Consider the following 24328-nt stretch of genomic DNA (forward strand, 5'->3'; position numbering starts at 1 on the left):
CATTTACAAATTGTATTAAAAAACCATCGTGATAATGATTATCATTTATATTTGTCTTCAGTAACGTTATAACATATAAATATTTGCGGCAATACGTTAAGCCAACCCTGCGATATAAATTTTTTTAATGGCTTTATGATGTAATTGAGAGAAGGACAAGGACTATGGCAAGTACCCTTCAGCACAAAATATGCACAGATATGGCCCCCTTTCTCCCCGGCATATTGCCGGATCGCCTCGCTAATGACTGCGACCTGATCGGCCTCGGGCTCGACTCACTGGCGATGATGAAACTGGCCGCTATGTGGCGTCGGCAAGGTTACGATGTGTCGTTTGCCCGCTTGATTGAACAGCCACGCCTGGATGCCTGGCTGGCTTTGATGACGAAACAAACACCACCCGCGGAGCAGGAAAAAAAGGCAGTGTTGCCAGGCACAGATGAAAACGAACCTTTCCCTCTGGCGCTCATGCAGCATGCATACTGGGTGGGACGCGACAGTGCTCAGCATCTGGGGGGCGTTGCTGCGCATTTCTACCATGAGTTCGATCTACCGCAACTGGATGTTGCACGCCTGGAAAATGCGGTACATCAGTTGATTGCCCGTCACGGTATGCTAAGGGTGGCCATTCTGGAGGAGGGGCAGCAGCAGGTTCTTGAACACGCGAAGTGGCCCGGGCTTAGGGAATATGATTTACGCCAGGAGACAGCAGATACCGCCACCCTGCGAATGGAGGCGATTCGCGCCGCGCTGTCACATCGCCAGCTAAATATTGCGCAAGGCGAGGTGTTTGATGTGCGTGTGACGCATAAGCCCGCCGCCCTCGGTGGTGGTTGCCGCCTGCATTTTAATCTCGACATGATCGCGGCGGATGCCTTGAGCCTGCGCGTTCTGTTGGACGATCTGGCGAGGCTCTATCTGGAGCCGCAACAGCCGCTGCCTGTGCTGGATCTCTCGTATTGCCAGTATCAACAACTACGCCACGCCTGGCTGCAGGAACCGCAGCAGCAGGCGCGCTACGCACAAGACAAGCAGTGGTGGCTGGAGCGTTTAGCCGATTTGCCTGGCGCACCGATGTTACCCAGCGTTGGGTTAAACCCGGACAATGCGCAGCAGACGGTGGTCCGTCGCCATCGCTGGTTTGATGCCAGGGCCCGTCAACAGCTGGAGACCAGTGCGCGTGAACATCAACTGACCTTGCCGATGATGATTGCCGCTGCGTTTGCCGAAATGCTGACACAGTTCAGTGACGACGAAGATTTCATTCTTAACCTGCCGTTGTTCAATCGTGAACCCCTGCACACCAGCGTACCTGCGCTGGTGGGAGATTTCACTTCGTCAGTGTTGCTGGAATGGCGGGGCAGCAACCCCGGCAGTTTCCTTGAACGCGCGCAACGCCTGCAACAGCAGTTCCGTCAGGATGCGGCACATCCCTGTTTTTCCGGCGTAGAAGTGCTGCGTGAAGCGGCACGCGTGCGCGGTCAGCAGCAGTTTGCTCCCGTGGTATTTACCAGCGCTTTGGGACTGGGAGAGCTGTTCAGCGAACGCGTCCAGCAGGCCTTTGGGCAGCCCGGCTGGATTGTTTCACAGGGGCCACAGGTGTGGCTGGATGCGCAAATTACCGAGTTAAATCAAGGTATTCTGGTGAACTGGGATGCGCGTGAGTCCCGTTTTCCAGCGGGCATGCTTGATTTGATGTTCAATCAATTTACAGGGCTGATTGAGGCACTCATCGCCAGTGAACAGGCGTGGCAACAGTCGGTGCAGAGTGCGTTACCCTCAGCACAACAGGTCGTACGCCAGCGGGCGAATGCCACCGATGCCCCTTTACCTGAGAGCGATTTGCACAGCGCTTTCTTTCGTCTGGCACAGCTGCAGCCGGAAGCTCCCGCGTTGTTTGGACCCCATCAGGTGCTCAGTTATGGTGAGTTGGCTGAACGTGCACGCCGCCTGGCGACGCATCTGCTCAATCAGGGCGTGCAGCCAGGGGAACTGGTGGCGATCGCTTTGCCCAAAGGACAGGAGCAGATCATTGCGGTGTTGGGGGTACTTGCCAGCGGTGCTGCGTGGCTACCGCTCAACCACCTGCAACCGGAGCAGCGCATTAAAGCCATCCTGCAAAATGCCGGGGTGAAACAGGTTATTGACCAACTACCGGATGAAGATTCGCGGCTCCCTCTGGCGGAAGTCACTCACAGCGATCCGCAGCATCTGGCTTACGTTATTTACACCTCTGGCTCAACCGGCACGCCGAAAGGGGTGGAGATCAGCCATCTGGCAGCTAAAAACACCATCGACGATCTTAACCGCCGCTATCCACTGGGCGATCGCATGCGCACTCTGGCGGTGTCGGCGCTGAGCTTTGACCTGGCGGTGTACGATATCTTCGCGCCGCTGTCAGTGGGTGGGGCGGTGGTATGCATTGAGGATGAGAGCTGGCGCGACGCGCAGCGCTGGGTGACGTTGATACGGCAGCATCAGGTCAGCGTACTGAACTGTGTGCCCGCCATTGCGGAGATGACGTTCACCAGTGCCGCTGCGGATAACCTTACGTTACCACTCAGGATTGTGCTGCTGGGCGGCGACTGGGTCCCGCTTGATTTGCCGAAGAAGTTACGCATAGTCGCTGAGCAGTGTCGCTGTATTGCGCTGGGCGGCACGACTGAAACGGCGATCCACTCGACGGTTCAGGAGATCACCACTGTGCCGGCTGAATGGCGCTCGGTGCCTTACGGATATCCGCTTAACAACGTTCGTTGCCGTGTCGTGGACAGCCTGGGCCGGGATCGCTGTGACTGGGTCAGCGGTGAACTGTGGATTGGCGGCGCAGGCGTTGCGCTGGGCTATCGCCACGATCCCGAGCGTACCGCCGACCGTTTTGTCGTAGAGAAGGGTGAACGCTGGTATCGCACCGGCGACTTAGCACGCTACCACCCCAGTGGCTCTCTGGAGTTTCTGGGGCGGCGCGATCATCAGGTGAAAGTGCGGGGCTACCGTATTGAGCTGGGCGAAATTGAATCCGCGCTGATTTCCCACCCAGGCGTGGCACGCGGCATTGTTCTGCTCGATGATGAACAACATCTGGTGGCGGCCTATACCAGCCAGCAGCCGGTGGAGAGTGCGGCGCTGCGTCAGCATCTGCAACGTTATCTGCCGCAGGAAATGGTACCGGAACGACTGGTGGCACTGTCTGAACTTCCGCTCAGCCACAACGGCAAAATTGATCGCAATTTACTGCGACAGTTACTGGCCGACCTTACACCGGAAACGGCCCATACCTACGAGGCTGCCTTGCCAGGTGTAGAACAAAAGGTGGCTGCGATCTGGCATAAAACACTCGGTATATTACCGGGTCGTCAGGATAATTTCTTCATGGCAGGCGGTGATTCACTGCTGGCTACCCGTGCCGTGGCAGAACTTCGTCGCCAGGGATTTAGCGATGTTACCCTTTCAAAACTCTTTGCTCATCCGGTATTGGCAGATTTCTGCCAGACATTGAGCGGCAATCAACCGACAACCGCCACGCCTGCCATCGTTCATGATGCTAACGGGCGTTACGATACCTTCCCGCTGACGGATGTGCAGCAGGCTTACCTGTTTGGCCGGGAAAATGAGTTTGCGCTGGGCGGCATTGGCTGTACGTTCTATCGTGAATTTGAGGTTAATCATCTGGATCTCGCACAACTGGAACGCGCGGTGAACCAGTTGATTGTGCGCCATGACATGCTGCGGGCGGTATTCAGTAACGGCCAGCAGCAGGTTCAAAAAGAGGTGCCGCACTATCAGATCCCGCTGTTCAACCAGCCGGGTGAAGATAACATTGGTCTGCAACGCGCAGAATATGCCTCACACAGCTTCGATCCGCAGCACTGGCCGCTCTTTAGCGTCAGCGTGGCGCAGCGGGGTGAAGAGTATCGAGTGGCAATTGCTATCGACAACCTGATCCTTGATGCGCTCAGTATCCTGTTGTTCTATCAGGAACTGGACGCGCTCTATCATCAGCGTTCGTTGCCGACCGTCCCCGCTGTTCAGTTCCGTGATGCGCTACTGGCACGCCTGCCACAGCAGGCGCAACGTGAGGCTGCCTGGGACTGGTGGCGGCCACGTCTCGACCACCTGCCGCTGGCTCCGCAGTTGCCGCTGGCCCGGCAACCTGAAGCGATATCGGTACCGAAGTTTACCCGCCGTGAGTACTGGCTGGGTTCGGAGCGCTGGCAGCAGCTGATGCGAAAAGCCCGCCAACACGGTGTAACACCTTCAGCGGTGATGCTCAACGCATTTGCGACAGTACTGCGGCGCTGGAGCCATCAGCCGGACTTTACCCTCAATTTGACCCTGTTTGATCGTCCTGAAGGCCACGATGATATGACCCAGGTGATGGGTGATTTCACTTCGCTGGTTTTGGTGCCGTGTCGTCATGCCGACGGCGGCTGGCTGGATGAAGTTTGCCAGGTACAACGCGATATGTGGAGCGCGCTGGATCACCGTTCGCTCTCAGCCGTTGAGGTACTCCGTGAACTGGCTCGTCTGCATCAGGCGCCTGAACTGGTGATGCCAGTGGTGTTTACCAGCGCTTTGGGAATTAGCGCAGAACCGGAGCAGGGCATCTTCAGTCAACCCGTTTATGGCCTGTCACAAACGCCGCAGGTCTGGCTGGATCACCAGTTAACCGAGCTGGCAGGCGGTGTCTCGCTGGTCTGGGATGCGGTAGAGGTTCTGTTCCCGGCGGGTATGCTGGATGCGATGTTCACCGCCTATCAGCAGCTCATCCATCATTTATGTGACCATAACTGGCTGCAGTCGCTTCCCGACCTCTTGCCTGTGCCCCAGCGTCAGGTGCGAGAGGCAATCACTGCCGCTGCACATCGCCCCTATGTAGCGGAAACATTGCATCACGCTTTTTTCCATCAGGCCAGTCAGACACCGCAGCAGGTGGCGTTGATTTGGATGCAAGAGCAGCAAACCTGTCAGCTTTCTTATGCTGAGCTGGCACAGCAGGCGCTGAAACTGGCGCACTGGTTGCAACTGCAGGGGACGCTGACGGGCGATAGGGTGGCGATTTCACTGCCGAAAGGCCCGCAGCAGGTGATCGCGGTGCTGGGGGTGTTGGCTGCGGGGGCCAGTTGGGTACCGATTGGTATCGATCAGCCACAGGCACGCAAACAGGCGATTTTGCAACGGGCTGACGTACGGCTGATGCTCGATCAGGACACGCCCTTGACCGGCGATCAGGCTGTGCAGACGGAAGTCGCGGCGTTGGCTCATCCGGTAGCAATCTCTCCCCAACAGCTGGCGTATGTCATCTTCACATCTGGCTCGACCGGAGAACCTAAAGGCGTTGAGATGTGCCACGCCGCCAGCCATAACACGGTGCACGATTTGCGCCAGCGACTGGCGATACAGCCGCAAGACCGCATTCTGGCGCTCTCGGCACTCGATTTTGATCTTTCGGTATTTGATCTGTTTGCGCCGTTAGGCTGCGGGGCTGCGCTAGTGATGGTGGATGAGGAGTACCGTCGCGATGCAGCTCACTGGATACACTTAATGCAAACTCATCGGGTCACCCTGTGGAATTCGGTGCCAGCGCTGCTGGAGATGCTGCTGACAGCCGCGCAGAACGTCACGTTGCCTGCGCTGCGGGCGTCGTTGATTTCCGGTGACTGGATCCCCCTGTCGCTGCCAGAGAGATTACAAATGAGCGCCCCGGGATGTTGTTTACTGGCGCTGGGGGGCGCCACTGAAGCCGCTATCTGGTCAAACATTTTCCCGGTGACCACGATCAAACCTGACTGGCGTTCGCTCCCTTATGGTTACCCGCTACATAATCAGCGTTGGCGTGTGCTTAATGCGGTCAATGCCGATTGTCCTGACTGGGTGGAAGGCGAACTGCTCATCGGCGGTGCGGGTTTGGCTCGCGGCTATCTCGGCGATCCAGCGCTGACTGAGGCTCGTTTCCCTGTGCTTGATGGCGAGCGCTGGTATCGTACCGGCGACCGCGGCCGCTACTGGCCAGACGGTACGCTGGAGTTCATGGGTCGACTGGATACGCAGATGAAGCTGCGCGGCCATCGCATTGAGGCCGGTGAGGTTGAACAGGCATTGCAGACGCTTAAAGGCATCGACCAGGCGGTGGTCTCATTGTGGCACGATGGCATCACACAGCGACTTGTAGCTGCCGTCGCCCCCCACACCCCTACCCGTGTCGAGCAGGATGAGGTATTCCATCCTGACAGTACTCAACGCGGTCTGTTGCAGTATGAATCAGCGGTGGTCGAACACATTCTGACGGAGCTCCTGCAACTGCCCGCGGAAGTCGGTGCCGTCTGGCAAGTGAACGCGCTTCAGCCCGATGAAAAGGGCGAGCAGGTGCTGCAGCTGTGGCTGAAATGGCTGGTGTCGCGTGGTGTGGTTCAGCCACAGGATACACACTACATTGCCACTGGAACCGCTGCCGTGATCGCCAGACCTGAAACGGCGCAGATCGTTGCGGCACGCACCCGTTATGCCAGCTGGCGCGCCATGTTGCGGGGTGAGCAGGACCATGTCGCACTGCTGACCGACAGCGTATTCAGCCCTGCCAGCCTGTCGGCCGCGGATGATGAGACACGGCAATGGTTGTCACAGCTGGCGCTGCATGTTAACAGCCTGCACCACCAGAGCGGCAAGCCGATCAACATCGTGGAACTCAACGGGGCCAGCGGTCAGCACAGCGCTGCGCTGCTGGCGCGCCTGCCGCAGGACAGCGTGCATTACACCTTGCTGGAATCCTCCCCATTGGCGCTGGAGCAAGCGCGGGCTCAACTCGCAAACAGTGGTCATCAGATCGATTTCATGTTGCTGAATGAACTGTATGTGCCGGAAGAACTGCAAAACTCGGCTGACATCGTGCTGGCGGCGAATGCGTTGCACCGCTACATCCAACCCTTACATGGGCTGAAGGCAGCTTCTCAGTTGCTGAGGCCTACAGGAGAGCTGTGGATGATGGAGCGACAGTGCCTGACACCGGTTGCCATGATCAGCGCCGGGCTGCTGGCGGGAGGATATGGCAATAGCAGAAAAGATCCGCTGCGTACTGGCGCGGTATGGCTGCAACGAGCTCAGGCCAGTGGTTTTACATCCTGTGAGTGCAACCTCAGCGGTCTCGCCGCCACTTTAACTCTACGCCCTTCACATCATCATACGCTGCCCGATAACTGGTCGAGTCAGCTGGCGGAAAAACTGACCAAAGCCATGGTGCCGGAGCGGTTGGTTCTGCTGACACATCTGCCATTGACCGCAAACGGTAAGGTTGATCGTAAGCGCCTGCAATCACTGTATGACAATCTGCCCAGGTCACAACAACAGCAGGAAACACTCAGTCAAACTGAAGAAAAACTAGCTCAGCTATGGGGAACATTACTTGGCATTACGCCGCACATCGGCCGCCAGCAGGGCTTTTTCGAATTAGGGGGGGATAGTTTGCTGGCCACACGCCTGATTAACCTTATCCGTGATGAATTTGCCGTCGATATCGCGCTGCGAAAAATCTTTAGCGCACCTGGCCTGCAGGCAATGGCTGCCGGGATTGAGGCACAGCAGGCTCAGGCTGCCACCATGGAAGGAGGTGTTCTGTGATTGGTATTTTGGGAGGATTTGGTACCGTAGGCAGCGAGGTCGCACGTATCCTGCATCAGTGGGGGGAAACTTCGCTGCGCGTGGGAGGGCGTCACCCGCAACCTGTCGCCTGGGCCCAAAGCTGCTATGTGGATGTAAGTGACGAAGAAAGTCTCATGGCTTTCGCCACCGACTGTCGGTTGATCGTGAACTGTGCTGCGCCTTCGGCACGGCTGTCACAACAGGTGGCGAACCGACTGCATGCCGCAGGTATTCCGCTGGTTGACGCAGGAGGAATTGATTGTCCGGCAGCGTTAAAACCTCCGGTTGGACGGCATCCGGGCAGCGCGTTGTTCGCAGCAGGCGCATTGCCAGGCTTGTCCGGCATTCTTCCTGTGTGGCTGGCGCGTACGCTTGACCGCGTCGATGTGTTGCACTGCTGGTTTGGCGTGTTTGATCGTTTCACCCCAGGCGGAGCAGAAGACTATCTTGAGGGTGTGCTGCGCACGCCAGCCTCTCAGCATACCCTGCCGCGGCGACAGTCCAACGTCATCCTGCCTTTCTTTCCACGCCCGGTGCTGCTGCAGCCGTATGAAGATGAGGAGTCGCTCCGGGTCACCGAACAACTGGCGCTTCGTTACAGTCGATGGTATCTCGCACTTGATGGTGAACACCTGGCCCGCGCGTTAGAAACAGCGCGTGTATTACCACGAGAGGCAGCAATACAGGCGGTGGTGGAGGGGGCGACACTGGATGTGGCGGGTCGACATGCATGGGTTAACTTTTTGATCCAGGTAGATGGCGTGCGTCAGGGCACTAGCACCACGTTAACCTTATTGCTGAGAGCGCCGGGCATTGCTCAGTTAACCGCCGCCTGTGCGGCGGCATGCGCTAAATGGCTGCTGAAGTCACCTGAGCCAGTCCTGGGGCTGGCAGCCGAATGCATCGATATCGAAGCGTTCATGCTGCTGTTCTGCCAGGAGCAAATCGGTATTGATATTGAGTTGTTTGACCGCGGGATTGAGCATTTAAACGAAATGAGCGGAGGTGCGCTATGAACGCGGTACCGTTAAAGGTGCTGGTGTGTGGCTCCACTTTTGGCCAGTTCTGGTTGGCAGCACTGCAGCGTTATCCACTGCGCTTTAAAGTGGTGGGGCTACTGGCGAGCGGCAGCGAACGTAGCCGTGATTGCGCGCAACGCTATGACATTCCGCTCTACACCGATATCGCCTCATTACCTGAAGACATTGACCTGGCCTGCGTGGTGTTGCGTGCTACCGTGATGGGCGGTGCAGGCAGCGTTCTGGCACAGCAACTGATGGCCAGGTGCATTCATATCATTCAGGAGCAGCCCGTACATCATGATGAGGTGGTGGCGAACCTGCGCTCAGCGCGTGAATTCGGTGTGCAGTATCGGGTCGGCAACCTCTATCCACATCTGCCGGCGGTGCAGCAGTTCATTCAGTCTGCCCACCGCCTACTGCGGCGGCAAAAGCTTCAGTTTATTGATGCTGCGTGTGCCAGCCAGGTGGCGTTCCCACTGATCGCGATACTGGTGGAAGCCCTTGGTGCACCTCGCCCGTGGCAGTTTCATGCCCAGGCACAATTACCAGAGGCACCTTTCCAGGTGGTGCAGGGACAGTTGGCCGGAATCCCCTTAACGTTGAGTGTACATAACGAAGTCGATCCGCAGGACCCTGACAACCATTTCCAGCTGTTGCAACAGATCACGCTGGGCTTGCCCGCGGGACGGTTATCGTTGATCGATACACATGGACCCGTGATGTGGTTCCCGCGTTTGCATATCCCTGAGGCGGTAAAACGCGACCGCGATTTTAGCAGCCCGCAATCAGCACATCTGATGGAAGAGACCAGCGCCATTATCGGCGAGGTCCAGCGTGCCAGCTGGCGCACCACATTGGCGGAACACTGGCCAGAAGCCATTGCCCAGGATTTACTGGCGCTGGCGGAGAGCATCCTGTCTCCTGATGCCCCCCGCTGGAGTCCGCAATCCCTGTTAGCTCAATGTCAGATGTGGCAGGCGCTGACCAAAACACTCGGCTATCCGCGCCTAAATCCGGACCAGCGGTTTGAACCTCTGGCGCGTACCTTGCTGCCTGTCACGACCGGGCTGGAACGCAAAGCCACCCCACAGTGGGATTTTACCCAGCGGGCAGAGCTGCTGGTGAGTGGCATTACTGCTCAGCAGGTGACGGATTTTGTCGCGCGGATGGATGAAGCTTGCCTGAACGCCATGCTGTTTAGTCTGCAACAGGGAGGCGCGTTGACGCATCCCGATCAGGGTCACGACCTGCCAGGGATTTTGCAACAACTCCAGGTGGCCGAAGCGCATCACGCCCTGATTGGACGCTGGCTGATGCTGCTGGCCGATGCCGGTCTGGTGATGCAACGAGGCGCGCACTACTTTTGCCGACGAACGATCGGCTATACCGAGCTGCATCACAGCTGGCAGGCGGTGCACAGGGTGTGGGACAACCGCCTGGGCTCTGCCACATTTATCGATTATCTGTGGCAAAACGCGGAAAAGCTGGGTGAGCTGATGCGCGGCGAACAGAAGGCGGCACTGTTGCTGTTCCCGGAAGGCCGTAACGATATAGCCGATGCGGTCTATCGCCATACCATCACCGCCCGTTATCTCAACACCCTGATTGCCGACTGGGTCCTGAAGCAGCTCAGCCAGCGAGCGGCACCGCTAAAAGTACTGGAGATTGGCGCAGGCACCGGTGCCACCACCGAACAGGTACGGGAACGGCTGCATGAGGTGTATGGGGAAACGCCGCCGCTCAACTGGCTGTTTAGCGATGTCTCACGCTTTTTCCTGGTGAATGCGCAACAGCGCTATAGCCATCTCTCCTGGCTCTCGACTGCACTGATCGATATTGACCGCCCCCTGACCGAACAAAGCGTCGCTGCAGATTCCCAGGATCTGCTGGTAATGGCGGGGGTACTGAACAATGCACAGAACAGCGAGCAAACCATTCGTTGGCTGGCTGAGGTGTTACAACCGGGCGGCGTCATGCTAATCACCGAACCGACGCGGGAACATGTGGAAATTCTCACCTCACAGGCCTTTATGATGCCGCCACCACAGGACGACCGGCAGCGCAGTGAACAGCGTTTTCTCTCACCAGAGCAGTGGCAGGATCTGCTGCAGCGCGCCGGGTTGATTTGTGAGGCTTGCCTGCCCGACGAGGGGCATGTGCTCGCACCGCTCGGACAGTGTCTGTTTATCGCGCGGAGGCCAGGCAATGCTTAGGTGCAGCCATATTCTCTGCAAAGTCGATAACATTCGTGCCTGCGTAGCCCAGCTTGAACAGGCTGGGTTCAGCGTGCAGTGGGGGGGCGATCCGGCTCGGGCACACAATGCTCTGGTGTGGTTTGAAGAGGGGCCGTTTCTGGAGTTCTTTGAACTGCCGCGTTGGTTCCGCTGGCTGAGCTATCCCTTTGGCTGGCGCTTCGGTTCCAGCGCCGGTCAGCGTCTTAGAGATTGGGCGCAAGCTGGCGAGGGCTGGTGTGATGTAGCTCTGGAACCTGAACAGTATCAGCCCGAAGCGCCACTTAGCCTGGATAACGTCAGCCAGCATTTGCGTCAGCAGGCGCTGGCAGGTTCGCGCGTCGTAAACGGCAGCCGTAAATCGGTACAGGGTGAAAGGGTGAACTACTGCTTTATGATGCCGCGCGGTAACCATCTGCCGTTTATCGTCTCTCATTACCACCCGCTGCAGCGGCCGGTTTGCGTCCGGCATGCCAATGGCGCACGCGCCGTGGCCCGGGTGGATTTTCATATACCGCTGCCCAGCCACTGCCAGTTGCAACGCCTGTTGCCTGCGGACCGCTGGCTCAATAGTCAGCACGGTGAGCGGCGCTATGTCAGCAGCGTGGTTTTACAGGGGTGGCAGGCACTGCCGCAGACATCCGATTTTATTCAGTCGTTATTTAACCCGTCGCAGGAGGCGTAATGCGCGAGCTATTTTCTGCCTTACAGCAGGTGCTGGAAGGGGATTTACTGTTGCCGCAGCATGCGGAATACGAAGTTGCTCGCCGGGTACGTAATGCCCGTATTGACTGCCGGCCCACCGCGATTGTGCGCTGCGTCAGCGTGCAGGATATTCAACAGTCACTGCAACTGGCGGAGAATCAGCAACTGCCGGTTGCGCTGCGCGGTGGTGGCGCTCACGTGGCCGGTTACGGCACCTGCCAGGATGGGCTGGTGCTTGATCTGTCCCGCATGAATCAGATCACTATTGACCCGGATAAACGCCTGGCGCACGTCGCCCCTGGGACCACCTGGGGCGAACTGGATGCGGCAACACAGGCGTACGGTCTGGCGGTACCCGGCCCGCGTAATCCCACGATCGGTATCGCCGGGCACACCCTGGGCGGCGGCGTTGGTGACCTGTCGCGCCAGTTTGGCCTGACCAGCGATAACCTGGTGAGCTGCGAGCTGGTTACGTTGTCCGGTGACGTGCTGGAAGTGAACCCACAGCACGATGCTGAACTGTTCTGGGGTTTGCGCGGCGCGGGCGCCAATTTTGGCGTGGTATCGCGTTTTACGTTTCAATTGCATCCCGTTGAGGGCGTCGTGGCCGGCGTGCTCGCGTGGCCCGCACGGGACATTCCTGTTGTGTTGCGCCGGGCACGTAACTGGCTGGCGCAGGCACCGGATCAGGCCTCGTTGATTGCCCTTGTCTGGACGGCACCGCCGCTGCCATTTTTGCCAGAATCACTGCATTTTGAGCGTAGTATCATGCTCATTCCCACCTGGTTTGGTGCGCCAGAGCAGGCGGAACAAGTGCTTGCGCCCCTCAAGGTGGGCGCGTTGTGCGACACGCTGCAACCGATGCGTTACGTCGATTATCAGCGCCTTCTGCCCTCGGCGCCCAACTACCTACAGCAGCATGTTTACAACCGTGGCGAACTGCTGCGTGAACTGGATGATGACACGCTCGAACGACTGCTGGCGCTGTTCCAGCGTGCTGGCCCGAATTTCTCGCTGGTGTTTGGTGCCCTTGGCGGTGCCATTGCCCGTGCCCCGGCGGGCGCAACCGCGTTTGCTCATCGAGATGCCAACTGGTTTGTTGAAGTCTGTGCCCAGTGGTACGGCGAACCCGATAACCCAGCGATGCTGGCACCCGCCATTGAGGCCTGGCAACAGCTGCAAGCGGTGAGCTGCGGTCCTTACGCCAACCTGCTGCCTGACCATGAACCGCGTTGGGCGCAGGCCACGTATGGCAGCGGCTGGGCACGCCTGGCGGCACTCAAACAGAGATTCGACCCGACTAATCGCCTGCGTTTTAACGTCAATATTCCGCCCCGGTCATCCCGCGTGATGGCTCAGGGCAAGGAGGATTTAGCATGACTGACCATTCCATCGCCTTTGAACTGCTTCAACGCCTGCGCAACCGTGGCGCACAACTGTGGGAGGAGCATGGCAAGCTAAACTACCGTGCGCCGCAGGGTGTGATTTCAGCGGATGATTTACACAAGCTGAAGGCCCATAAAGCCAATGTGTTAGCCATTCTCGCCGGAGAACAGCAGCAGACCACGCTCATAGCCGATGAGACTGCGCGTTTCGCACCGTTTCCACTGAGCCAGGTGCAGGCAGCTTATCTGGTCGGGCGTAATGATGCCTTTGGCTATGGCGGTGTAGCCTGCCATGTTTATCTGGAGGTGAATTATCCACCGCTGCAACATGCCAGAGTCAGCGCTATCTGGAATGAGCTGGTCACGCGACACGACATGCTGCGCGCGGTATTTGATCGCAGTGGCAGCCAGCGCGTTTTACCCGATGTGCCGGAACTGATCATTGACTGCGCGAGTAGCGGAGCAGAGCAGGGAGAAGCGCTGCTGGACAGCGTGAAGCAGCAGATGGGGCATCGACTCTACCAGCCCGAGCAGTGGCCGCTGTTCAGCCTGAGTCTGTCGCAGTTGCCGGCACGCAGCGTGCTGCATTTATCGATGGACTTCCTGATTGCCGACTGGGCCAGTATCTGGCTATTGCTGGGCGAGTTTGAAGCGCGTTACCAGCATCCTGACCAGCCGTTGCCTCCGCTAACGATTCAGTTCCGCGATTATCTGCTGGCGGAGCGCGGCAGGGATGAGTCACCGGCGGCCCAACGCGATCGCGCCTGGTGGCAGCAGCGTATTCCTCAGTTGCCAGCCTCGCCGCAGCTCCCGTTGCTTGATACACAGGAACGACAGCCCGCACGTTTTACACGACGTTTTTTGCAACTGCCGGAGGAACGCTGGGCGGCACTCAAACAGCAGGCGGCGCAGTGCGGTATTACCCCTACAGCGGCGGTGTTAACCGCCTATGCCAGCGTGCTGCAGCGTTGGTCTGTCAGCGAACACTTCTGCCTGAATCTGACGGTACTTAATCGTCAGCCGCTGCATGAGCAGGTGGATCGTCTGGTGGGCGATTTCACCTCGGTCAGCCTGCTGGAGGTCGATCAACGCCGTCCAATGAGCTGGGCGGAGCGCGCCAGCGCCATCAGCCAGCAATTGTATGATGACCTGGGTCATCGCCTTTGTTCCGGCGTCGAAGTGATCCGTGAACTGGCTCGCGCCAAAGGGCGCGATTACGCTTTGATGCCTTATGTTTTTACCAGTGCCATCGGCCTGGTGCCTGCCGATGCGGAAAATGCGTTGCAGGGCAAACTGGATGGCCGTGGCATTACCCAGACGCCGCAGGTGTTTATCGACTGTCAGGCGATGGACAGTGCTGCCGGTTTACAGGTCAACTGGGATGTGCGCGACGGGGTATTCCCGTCGGGGATGATCGACGATCTGTTTGCCAGCTTTGAATCACTGCTGAATGCCATGGCGCAAGAAGATGCGATTTGGCAGCAGACCGCGCAGGTTGCACTCCCCGAATGGCAACGTGAACAACGGTTGCAGGTCAATGATACCCGCGCACCGCTACCCGAGGGCGGGCTGCACCAGACATTCTTCGTACAGGCTCACCTGACCCCGGATGCGCTGGCGGTGATCGATCCCCAGCAGCAGATGACTTACCGTCAACTGGCGGACGCATCCTTGCGCATTGCTGGCCATCTGCAACGGCACGGCGTTGCCATCGGCGAACCGGTCGCGATCACTCTGGAAAAAGGCGTAATGCAGGCCGTGGCGGTGTTGGGTGCCATGGCGGCGGGTGCGGTCTGGGTGCCAGTCGATGTCTCACAGCCGGCGGAACGTCGCCGGCAAATTCTGGCAAACGCGGGTATCCAACGGGTGCTGACCCAGCAACAGGTAGTAGAGTGCGGCGTCAGTGGAGAGTGGCGTATTGATGTGGATGCATTGAACGCCAGCGAGCCTCTGCTGGACCCACACGCGTCACGCAGTAGCGATGCGGCTTATATCATTTACACCTCTGGTTCCACCGGCCAGCCCAAAGGGGTGGTGATGGGGCATCAGGCGGTACGGAATACAGTTGAAGATATCAACCGACGTTTCGCCGTGCGGGCCACCGACCGCGTGCTGGCGCTGGCGCAACTCGGCTTTGATTTGGCGATTTATGATCTGTTCGGGCCGCTTAGCGTGGGTGGCGCGGTAATCTATCCTGAACCGGCACGCGCCACCGATCCCTCGCACTGGATTGAATGCATCGAATCACAACAAGTGACCCTCTGGAACAGCGTGCCTGCACTGATGCAGATGCTGGAGAGTGCGCTCCAGCACCAGCAACTGGCGAGTTTGCGACTGGCATTACTCTCGGGTGACTGGATCCCTTTAACGCTGCCGGAATCACTGGCGACGCGTCTGCCACAGCTTCAGCTGGTAGCGCTCGGTGGTGCGACTGAAGCAGCCATCTGGTCTAACTATCACTGCTGGCAGGGCCGTGATGCCATGTGGCGCAGCATCCCTTACGGTCTGCCGCTCAGCAATCAGGGCTTCCGCGTGCTGGATGAAAACATGGCGGATTGCCCTGTGTGGTTGCCTGGCAATCTTTACATCAGCGGTGCGGGACTGGCGCAAGGCTATCTTAAAGATGCTGAGAAAACTGCGCGCCACTTTATCCATCATCCGCATGATCAACAGCGACTGTACTGGACCGGCGATCGCGCCCGCTATCTGCCGAACGGTGAACTGGAATTTCTTGGCCGCGCGGACAATCAGCTCAAAATCAAAGGTCACCGCATCGAACCCGGGGAAATCGAAGCGGCGCTTAGCGCTTTACAGGGCGTGGAGAGTGCTTGCGTGGTGCCCCATGGCGAAGGTAACCAGCGACAACTTCTGGCATTAGTCAGCGCGCAGCGTCAACCAGCGAACCCCGTGGATTACGACCGCCTGACAGATCGTATTGATACCGCAACCGCAGGTCTTGTGCAGAACATCACCGCTACGCAGTTACAACAGGCGATGACAGCCCTGGATGCTGTGGTATTACAACAGATGCGCGACACGCTGCAATCTTATGGTCTTAATGATGAGTTCAGTGAAGCTCAGCTACGAGAAACACCCGTGAATTCTCGCTTCTTCTGGCTGGTGCGCCGCTGGCAAGCGATGCTTGCGCAGGCTGGCGCTTTGCCTGATTACAGCTGGCAGCAGGTTGACGCGCTGTGGCAACCTCTGCTCGATGCCCCGGCATTTCTGGCTTACATCCGCAGCAACCTGGAGAATCTTTCCGGGCTGCTCGAAGGGCGTATTGATGCTCAGAAGCTGCTGTTCCCGCAGGGGCAACTGACCAACGTGCAGGCGCTGTATCGTGAAAATCTGATGGCGAAGTACCTGAACCAGGCTGTCAGTGCCCTGACGAGCCTGATTGCACAGCAGCGCGTCCAGCGGCCTTTACGTATCCTCGAAGTTGGCGCAGGCACTGGCGGCACGACGGCGGATGTGCTGGCAGCGTTGAGCGAACAGACGATTGAATACCACTTTACTGATGTGGCGGCCTTCTTCCTGCCTGAAGCGCGTGCCCGCTACGGCCAACGAGCGGGCATGCATTTTGGCCTGCTGAATATTGACGATGATGTTCGCACGCAGGGCTATTGCCCGGAGAGCTTTGATATTGTGCTGGCCGCCGGGGTACTGGAAAACGCCCGTGACCAACGCCGGGCACTGGAAAATATCCAGTTACTGACCGCGCCACAAGGCTGGGTGATCCTGACGGAGCCGACGCGTGAATGTCCGTGGATCATGGCTTCTCAGGCATTCATGATGACGCCACCGGAAGACAGCGAACGTCAGCATGAGAGCTATCTTGATCAGCATGGCTGGCAGGCGCTGATGCAATCGGTCAGCGGTGATCCGGTGCTGTGCCTGCCGCGACCAGGTCACGTGCTGCATCATCAGGGCTTCCATTTGCTGGCACAACAAATCAAACGCGATCGTCTGCCGCTGTATCCGCAAGTGCTACTTGATGCGCTGCAACAGAAATTACCGCGCTATATGATCCCGGCGCAGATTCAGTCGGTTGCAGCACTGCCGCTAACGGCAAACGGAAAAGTAGATCGTAATACAGTCGTCAACTGGTGGGTCGAGGAGGCTGCAGAGCATGACACGCCGCCAGGCCTGCAACCGCAGGGGGATGCGCTTGAGCAGTTGCTGTGCCAGCATTGGGCTGAAACGCTTGGAATTAAACAGATCGCGCTCGACCAGGATGTGTATAACCTGGGGGCTGACTCGCTGATCATGGCACGCATGGCAGGCAAGCTGCGGCAGGTGCTGGCCGCTGACCCCTGGCAGATGGGAGATATACCCTTTGATGTTTTGCTGCGTCATATGCTGAATGGCCCAACGGTGCGGGCGCTGGCGCAGGCTATCCGTTCGCAGCATGCGCCTGATGCGGCTGCCGCAGCGCCTCAAGCCGGAGAGAAACTGCAGCCAGAAATCGAGGGGCGGGCTGAGGGCAGCAACGGTATTCTGCTGCCGATGAGGGGCGGGAGTGAAGGCCCGCTGCGGGTGGTGTTCCATGCCGGCCTGGGTACCATGGATTGCTTCCGCCCGATGCTGGCGGAGCTGGAGAAAGATCCGCGCGGGCCGGTCATCGGCATTGTGATTGCCGATACCGCACAATATTGCGCCTTGTCCCCACAACAGGCGGTTGAGCGCATGGCAGATGATTACGCACAACGCCTGCTGGCCACCGGACATAGCCGCTTCCAGCTGATTGGCTACTGTCTGGGCGGGTTGTTTGCTGTAGAAGTGGCGCGTCGCCTCAGTGAGCAGGGCGCAGAAATCGCTGACCTGGTGCTGATCAGCAGCCATCCGGTACTGTTCGAGGTGCAGGATGATCTGATGATCGAATCGCTGTTTATCCCCAATCTGCACATTACGCTGGCGCAGGCCGGTTTCGGTGAGGTCGATGGCGATGCATTAGTGAAGGGCTTTATGCAGGTGATTGAGCAACATCATGGCCGCATTCCGCAGGGTGCGCTGGCGCAGTTACCCGGCGCGGCGGGCTTGTTTTTCCAACAGATGCAGGCATTACCGATTGAAGAGCGTTTTGCGCGTTATGTCGCGGGTGTTGAACAGTTCACCGGTCAGCAGATGCCAGCCGAAATGGCACTGGGCCTGTTCCGCGTATTCCGCCAAAGTTTCCGTGCCGCGCACTTCACCCCCAGCACTTATGTCGGCGATATCCGCTTCCTGTTGCCCAATCAGGGCTCTGGATTCGCACCGGGTATGGATGACAATACGCTGAACTTCTGGCGTAACGTCTGCCTGGGCGAACTGCAGGTCACTTCGATTGCGGGTAATCACTTCAGTTGCATCGATACGCCCAACGCACAAGCCGTGGCGCAGCGGGTGAATGAGGGACTGAAATGAAGTTACTGGGCCAGCCTGGCAGGTTAGTGGCAGGCGTGCCGAAGGTGGCGCGCTCACTTAACCTTGCACTTCTTTTTGGCAGCGTGGCGGGCTTGCTAAACGTCAGCGGCATAGCTCTGCTGGCATGGGCGGTGACGCCATTACTGTCTGTCCCGATGTTACCACCGTCGTCATTTATCGCCCTCACCGGCAGTGTGCTGCTGTTGGTGCTGGCATTCTGGTTACGCTTACAGGCAGAAGCACGGGCTCACGAAGCCAGTTATCAATTAGAGGAAGTACTGCGCGAGCGTCTTGTGGAGCACCTCAGTTGTTTACCGCTTGGAGTGGTACAACAATGGGGCAGTGGGCGGTTACGTAAAATCCTCCAGGAGGATGTTAAAGCGCTGCACATTGCGGTGGCGGATGCGGTGCCGTTTATCGGTGCCAGTCTGAGTCAACCGCTGGCCGCGCTGCTGGTGCTGGCGCTGGTGCAGTGGCGGCTGGCGCTGGTGGCGTTGCTGTTTTTGCCGATAAACCTCGTGTGTATGGCAATGATGGCGCGTGAAAATCCCCAGCAACGCAGCCGATACAATGAGGCCAGTGAGTCAGTCAATGCCGGGGTGATTGAACTGGTGCAGGGTATGGCGGTCATGCGTACCTTTGATAATGGCGCCGCGGGTTGGCGGCGCTTTAACGCGCGGCTGCAACAGTTTACGTTGGCGGTGGAAACCTGGATGACAGGTAGCAAAGTGCCCTGGAAAATCAATCGTCTGGCAGGTGCCGCGTTACCGACGGCTGCGGTGCTGATGATAGCAGGTTTTGTGCTGTATCAAGCCGGGCAGGTTACCCTGGCGCAGTGGCTGCTGGCGTTGATGTTGGGTACGTTACCCATCAAAGCGCTCGAACCGTTAGTGCACCTGGCTAACTATCTGAATGACGCTGGCGCGGCCTCAGGCAGCATTGAAGAGGTGCTGCGGCAGGACGTGCTGCCAGAGCCACTACATCCGCAGCAACCGCAAGGACACGCACTCAGCCTGAACAAGGTCAGTTTTCACTATCCGGATCAGCCGCAGCCTGCACTCAGCGACGTGTCATTCACGCTCGCAGCGGGAACACGCTGTGCCATTGTCGGGGCTTCCGGTTCGGGAAAATCGACGCTGGCGCGCCTGCTCCCGCGTTTTTATGACGTGACAGAGGGTAGCATTATGCTGGGTGGTTGCGATATCCGCCAGATGCGCAGTGATGTGTTGTTGAAGCAGATGGCGCTGGTATTACAGGAGCCGTTTCTTATCAGTGGCACGCTGGAGGAAAATCTACGACTGGCTGCGCCCGAAGCCAGTGATGCAGCGTTGCAGCACGTTATGGCCGCGACGGGGGTGAGCGAGATCGTTTCGGCACTGCCACAAGGATTAAACACGCAGATCGGTGAGCGAGGGAGCTCGTTATCGGGCGGCCAGCGTCAGCGTGTGAGCCTGGCCCGCGCACTGCTGAGCAATGCGCCCGTGCTGGTGATGGATGAAGCAACCTCTTATCTCGATGCACACAACGAAAGGCATATTCAGCAGGCACTGGCGCAACTCGCGCCGGATCGCATTGTGATCACTATTGCTCATCGTTTGCAAACGGTCATCGACGCGGATGTGATTGTGGTGATGCACAAAGGCAGAGTGGCTGAGCAAGGCCGTCATGCTGACCTGCTGAATCAGGGGGGTTATTACGCGCGGCTGTGGCAGCACTATCAGCTTGCCAGTCAGTGGACGTTAAAGCGCGAGGGAGAAGCATGATGCGCATTTATCACAACATGATCGCGGTGGCAGGGGAGTTCGCTGCGCCATTTCGCCGGACGTTAGCGTGTGCGGTGGCGGCGGCGATGTTGCAGGCCGCGGGCTGGATTATCACACTGCCGCTGTTTTCGCTCGTGTTAACACCGGGCGCACTGCCCGTGCGTGACATCCTGAGCTGGCTGGTGGTGCTCATTGTCTTGCTGCTGCTTGAAGGCATGGTGCGCTGGCGTGAAATGGCTTTTGTCTATGACTACTGGCATCGCGTGACGGAGGCCATGCGTCAGCGGCTGGCACATCGCTTGCGTGCCATGTCGCTGGAGCAGCTGGCCCAGCGAAAAAGCGGCGATCTGGCAACGATCCTTGGCAATAACGTCACCTTTGCGGCAACGGCGCTCTCTTCACTGGCTATGCTGGCGATTCAACTGGCGGTGGTACCTGCGGTGGTGCTGGTGTTGATCTTCATGCTGGACTGGCGTCTGGGGGCGCTGGTTCTGGCGGGAACAGGACTCATCGTGCCGCTGATACGACGGGCACAGCGTGATGCCAATCAGGACTTTCTGCGCATTGATGAAGTGGATGCGGCAGCCAGCGCAGCCATTGTTGAGTATGTGCAGGGGCAGGCGATGTTACGTGCCAGCAGCCGATCTGGCCTGAACGCGCCTTGTTTACGCGGGGTTTTTGCTCACCAGCATCAGGTGCAGCATCAAAGCGGCAATTCTGCGCGGCTGATTGCCAAAGCACAACTGATCATCCAGCTCACTCTGGTGGCTACCGTCGCGTTGGGGATGGGATTATGCGCAACGCAACAGTTGCCGCTGGCATCACTGCTCTGCCTGACGGTGCTGGTGGCGCAACTGGTCGAGCCTCTGACATTGGGGCTTTCCATGGTGCGCCTGTTTGAACTGGCGGACGCGGCGTTGCAGCGGGTGAATGCGGTGCTCAACGAAGCGGATCTGATCACTGAACTGCCATTCCACCAACCACAGCACTTTGCGATTACGCTGAACAATGTCAGTTTTCACTATCAGCAGCAGGAAAAACCTGCACTCCAGAATGTGACGCTACACATTGCGGAAAAATCCCTGACAGCCTTGGTCGGCCCCTCGGGCGGGGGGAAAACCACGCTAACCCGATTGATGAGCCGCTTTGCCGATCCACAGCAGGGCACTATCACGTTTGGAGGTGCGGAGTTAAAGCATATCCCCCCCGATCAGCTATTAGCACAGGTTTCGGTGGTCTTTCAGGATGTGTGGCTGATGGACGATACGCTGGCGAATAACATTGCGTTAGGTAAACCGCACGCCACGCAGGAGGAGATCGTCAACGCTGCACGTAAAGCGCATATTCACCACGTCATTGAAAGTCTTCCGCAGGGCTATGAGACACGGGCGGGTGAAGCGGGGAGTGCGTTGTCGGGTGGAGAGCGCCAGCGGGTGGCGATTGCGCGTGCCATTCTTAAAGATGCTCCGGTCGTGTTACTGGACGAGCCTACGTCATCGCTGGACAGTGAATCTGAATACCATGTACAGCAAGCGATAGACGCACTGGTGGCGGATAAAACGGTGGTGATTGTGGCGCATCGTTTATCCACCATTCGCGCAGCCGACCAAATTGCCTTTATTGAGCAAGGCCGCTGCGTTGAGTGTGGCGATCACGCCAGCTTAATGGCCATAAAAGAGGGGCATTATCGGACATTAATTGAGGCTCAGCATCCTACCCACGACAGATAATCCTTTCTCTTCAGGCACTCACAGTAATATCGAGTGCCTCCATTCCCCCCTGTACTGACAACAAAAAAAACAGAATAGATGACTACGCGTTAATTGTTATGTTATAACATTGCAAATAATTATCATTTCACCTTTTAGGGGGTTTGGGACCTTATGCAAAACAGGGCACGGAAATGGTCATCGCTGAAACCACTCAGCCTGGCCTTGATGGCAATCATGGTGGCATCGCAGGCCAGTGCAGAAGAGACGATGAATGTCGTCGCCGAATCTGCCGACAGCAGTGGATTGGTCGCAACGCACAGTCAGAGCGCAACCAAAAGTGATACGCCATTACTGGAAACACCTCAGTCGATCTCAGTGATTACTCGTCAACAGATGGATATGCAGAACGTTCGCTCTTTAAATGAAGCGCTGCGTTACACACCAGGCGTGGCGGCGGAGCAATGGGGTGGGGTGAGTGCGTTTGACCAGTTCTCAATTCGCGGATTCAATTACGGTTCCACCGGATTTAACGATCAGTTTCTCGACGGATTGCGCATGAACAACGGGATTGTTTATGGCTATCAACAGGTTGACCCCTTCCTGCTGGAGAATATTATCGTGGTGCGTGGCCCGTCTTCTGTGCTGTATGGCCTGGCCAGTCCGGGTGGAATTATCGCGATGCAGAGTAAACTTCCCACTGCGAAGACCATTCGCCATGTTGAGCTGGAAGGGGGGAATCATCAGTATCAGCGCGGCTCTTTCGATTTTGGCGGAAAAGTCAATGATGACGGCACGGTACTTTACCGCGTGGTCGGGACGGTAACTACCAAAGAAGGTCAGGAGCGGGGCACCGAAATGCGGCGCTGGGCGTTAGCGCCTTCCATTACTTTTCAGCCTGACTACTATAACAAGCTCACGATTTATGCGCGTGCGCAAAATGATCCTAAAATGGCAGCCCAGACTTCCCTGCCTGTTGCCGGTACGGCCAAATACAATCCTAACGGTAAATTACCGACAGACGCTTATCCAGGCGAGCCGGATCATAATACCTTTTTGCGTAAGCAGGCCTCTGTTGGCTATAGCGCAGAACACTACTTTAATGATGACTGGGGCGTCACCCTGAATGGTCGCTACAGTCAGATGACATCAAAATATAACGCAGTGATTTTTGCCGGATTGCAGGACGATATGCGTACCATCAACCGATCAATAGCCGCTTCTGATGAGCATTTCAATACCATCAGTCTCGACAATCAGCTGCTCGGACATTTCACTACGGCGGATATTGATCATCAACTTCTGGTTGGCATGAGCTGGGATCGCTTTACCGGGCACGGCAATTACGCCGCTTCTTATGATGTCCCCACGCTGGATATCTACAACCCGGTTTATGGCCAGGCCATCTACGGCACGCCTGAAAACTATCAGGATACGCGGCTGATGAATACACAGACCGGTTTGTATGCTCAGGACCAATTGAGCTATGAAAAATGGCGCGCCACGGTGGGGGTGCGTCATGACTGGTCAAGCGTGCGTACCACTGACTTAATGGGTTACAGCGCAGATACCAAACAGCGTGATGAAGCCACAACCTGGCGTGCCGGCGTCAATTATCTGTTTGATAATGGTGTTGCCCCGTATTTCACATACGCTCAATCATTCCAGCCGACAAATTCCGTTGACGCTAACGGTAATGCATTTGATCCTTCGCGTGGTGAGCTATACGAGGCCGGGGTGAAGTATCAGCCCAAAGTGCTGCCAGCACTCTTTTCCATTGCCACGTTTAACCTGACGCAGGATAAAGTACTGACCACCGATCCCAACAACATCAACTACTCGGTACAGGGCGGGAAGATTCGTTCCCGCGGCATCGAGTTAGAAGCGCGTGGCCAGCTGACTGACCAGTTCAGCATCATCGGATCCATGACCTGGCAGAATGTGGAATATACCCAGGACAGCAATCGCGATGTCGTTGGGCGCACCCCACTGCGTATACCTACCCGCTTCGGTTCGTTGTGGGTCAATTGGGAAGCGCCGGAGTCCAGCTTTGCTTCCGGGTTTAGTGCAGGTGTGGGGGGGCGTTTCAGCAATGGCACCAAAGGCGGCACGATGGAGAACCAGTTCAGCACCGCTGGCTATGGTGTGATGGATGCCGAAGTGCATTATGATCTGGGACATCTGACTCCCAATCTAAAAGGTGGAAAAGTTCAGGTCACCGCCCAAAACCTTACCGATCGTCAGTACGTTACCAGTTGCTTTACCAAATCTCAGGGCTGTTTCTATGGGGCAGAGCGTGCGGTGATAGCGAAGCTGAGTTGGGATTTCTAGTTATAACTTCACCAGACACTTGGCCATTCAGCATCAGGTGTCTGACGCTTACTAATGAGTTTCCGTCGAGATCAACGAGCGAACTGCAACCCGCTGGCAATAGCGTGCTTAACCTGTTCCACTCGCAGGTTCTCAAAGGGACGGA

9 protein-coding genes are annotated in these 24328 nt (G+C 57.4%); all 9 read left to right on the forward strand.

The window, feature by feature from the left end; genetic code table 11:
* The first annotated feature begins 164 nt into the window (after positions 1-164).
* The 9 genes from ACSZO4_RS06705 to ACSZO4_RS06745 all read left to right on the forward strand — a co-directional run bounded on the left by ACSZO4_RS06705 (position 165) and on the right by ACSZO4_RS06745 (position 24183).
* Positions 165-7613, forward strand: a complete 7449-nt coding sequence (locus tag ACSZO4_RS06705; RefSeq protein ID WP_437888083.1) for an amino acid adenylation domain-containing protein — start codon at positions 165-167, stop codon at positions 7611-7613.
* Positions 7610-8650, forward strand: a complete 1041-nt coding sequence (locus tag ACSZO4_RS06710; protein WP_437888085.1) for a hypothetical protein — start codon at positions 7610-7612, stop codon at positions 8648-8650. The genes ACSZO4_RS06705 and ACSZO4_RS06710 overlap by 4 nt, the downstream gene beginning before the upstream one ends.
* Positions 8647-10869 (forward strand): Gfo/Idh/MocA family oxidoreductase, encoded by a 2223-nt coding sequence (locus ACSZO4_RS06715; protein WP_437888086.1) that lies wholly within the window; start codon positions 8647-8649, stop codon positions 10867-10869. The genes ACSZO4_RS06710 and ACSZO4_RS06715 overlap by 4 nt, the downstream gene beginning before the upstream one ends.
* A complete protein-coding gene (locus tag ACSZO4_RS06720) occupies positions 10862-11572 on the forward strand; it encodes a VOC family protein (RefSeq protein WP_181853706.1) in 711 nt (236 codons plus the stop codon). Before ACSZO4_RS06715 ends, ACSZO4_RS06720 begins: the two co-directional genes overlap by 8 nt.
* Entirely contained in the window at positions 11572-12972 is a 1401-nt protein-coding gene (locus ACSZO4_RS06725; RefSeq protein ID WP_114446495.1) for an FAD-binding oxidoreductase, read from the forward strand. The genes ACSZO4_RS06720 and ACSZO4_RS06725 overlap by 1 nt, the downstream gene beginning before the upstream one ends.
* Complete coding sequence (locus tag ACSZO4_RS06730; RefSeq protein WP_437888087.1) at positions 12969-18380, forward strand: amino acid adenylation domain-containing protein; 5412 nt, start codon at positions 12969-12971, stop codon at positions 18378-18380. The genes ACSZO4_RS06725 and ACSZO4_RS06730 overlap by 4 nt, the downstream gene beginning before the upstream one ends.
* The gene (locus ACSZO4_RS06735) at positions 18377-20143 is read left to right on the forward strand and encodes an ABC transporter ATP-binding protein (RefSeq protein WP_437888088.1); all 1767 of its coding nucleotides are present in this window, start codon (positions 18377-18379) and stop codon (positions 20141-20143) included. Before ACSZO4_RS06730 ends, ACSZO4_RS06735 begins: the two co-directional genes overlap by 4 nt.
* A complete protein-coding gene (locus ACSZO4_RS06740; RefSeq protein ID WP_437611695.1) occupies positions 20140-21873 on the forward strand; it encodes an ABC transporter ATP-binding protein in 1734 nt (577 codons plus the stop codon). The genes ACSZO4_RS06735 and ACSZO4_RS06740 overlap by 4 nt, the downstream gene beginning before the upstream one ends.
* Positions 21874-22026: 153 nt before the next feature.
* Positions 22027-24183, forward strand: coding sequence for a TonB-dependent siderophore receptor (locus ACSZO4_RS06745; protein ID WP_437888089.1), 2157 nt, complete (start codon positions 22027-22029; stop codon positions 24181-24183).
* Positions 24184-24328 lie beyond the last annotated feature (145 nt).

Origin of the sequence: Phytobacter sp. V91 (assembly GCF_965644225.1) — a bacterium.
Lineage (GTDB): Bacteria > Pseudomonadota > Gammaproteobacteria > Enterobacterales > Enterobacteriaceae > CBFFRJ01.

Bases quoted from the DNA above. Each gene is read 5' to 3' on its own strand.
- ACSZO4_RS06730 (WP_437888087.1), top strand. From the start codon at position 12,969: ATGACTGACCATTCCATCGCCTTTGAACTGCTTCAACGCCTGCGCAAC.
- ACSZO4_RS06705 (WP_437888083.1), top strand. From the start codon at position 165: ATGGCAAGTACCCTTCAGCACAAAATATGCACAGATATGGCCCCCTTT.
- ACSZO4_RS06745 (WP_437888089.1), top strand. From the start codon at position 22,027: ATGCAAAACAGGGCACGGAAATGGTCATCGCTGAAACCACTCAGCCTG.
- ACSZO4_RS06715 (WP_437888086.1), top strand. From the start codon at position 8,647: ATGAACGCGGTACCGTTAAAGGTGCTGGTGTGTGGCTCCACTTTTGGC.
- ACSZO4_RS06740 (WP_437611695.1), top strand. From the start codon at position 20,140: ATGATGCGCATTTATCACAACATGATCGCGGTGGCAGGGGAGTTCGCT.
- ACSZO4_RS06725 (WP_114446495.1), top strand. From the start codon at position 11,572: ATGCGCGAGCTATTTTCTGCCTTACAGCAGGTGCTGGAAGGGGATTTA.
- ACSZO4_RS06720 (WP_181853706.1), top strand. From the start codon at position 10,862: ATGCTTAGGTGCAGCCATATTCTCTGCAAAGTCGATAACATTCGTGCC.
- ACSZO4_RS06735 (WP_437888088.1), top strand. From the start codon at position 18,377: ATGAAGTTACTGGGCCAGCCTGGCAGGTTAGTGGCAGGCGTGCCGAAG.